At 73.8% G+C, this 580-nt stretch carries 1 protein-coding gene; it reads left to right on the top strand.

The window, feature by feature from the left end:
* On the top strand, nucleotides 1-580 hold a 580-nt coding region (locus HCN51_RS57810; protein ID WP_168022239.1), incomplete at both ends, for an HAD-IC family P-type ATPase.

Genomic DNA, 580 nt, shown 5'->3' with positions numbered 1-580 from the left:
CACCGGCGTGCACGTGGCCGAGGGGGAGAGCGAGGAGGAGGTGCTGCGCCTGGCCGGCGCGCTGGAGCACGCCTCCGAGCACCCCATCGCGCAGGCGATCGCCCGCCAGGCCCGCTCCGAGGCGAGTGTGGAGGGTTTCACGAACGTTGAGGGGCTGGGCGTGCAGGGGATCGTGGACGGGCACGCGGTGCTGGTCGGGCGGCCCCGGCTGCTGGAGGAGTGGTCCCAGCACCTCCCGGCGAAGCTGGCGGACGCGCTGGCCGCCGAACAGGCGAAGGGCCGCACCGCCGTGGCGGTCGGCTGGGACGGCAAGGCGCGGGCCGTGCTGGTGGTCGCGGACGTGGTCAAGCCGACGAGCAAGGAAGCGATCGCCCGGCTGCGGGCGCTGGGCCTGACCCCGGTGTTGCTGACCGGCGACAACGAGGCGGTGGCCAGGACCGTCGCCCAAGAGGTGGGCATCGATGAGGTGATCGCCGAGGTGCTGCCCGCCGACAAGGTGGACGTGGTCAAGAGGCTGCAGGCCGAGGGCAAGGTGGTGGCGATGGTGGGCGACGGCGTCAACGACGCCGCCGCGCTGGCG

Source organism: Nonomuraea composti (assembly GCF_012034275.1).
Lineage (GTDB): Bacteria > Actinomycetota > Actinomycetes > Streptosporangiales > Streptosporangiaceae > Nonomuraea > Nonomuraea composti.
The sequence above is the reverse complement of the archived record's forward strand: the minus strand, read 5'-3'. Positions and strand labels throughout refer to the sequence as shown.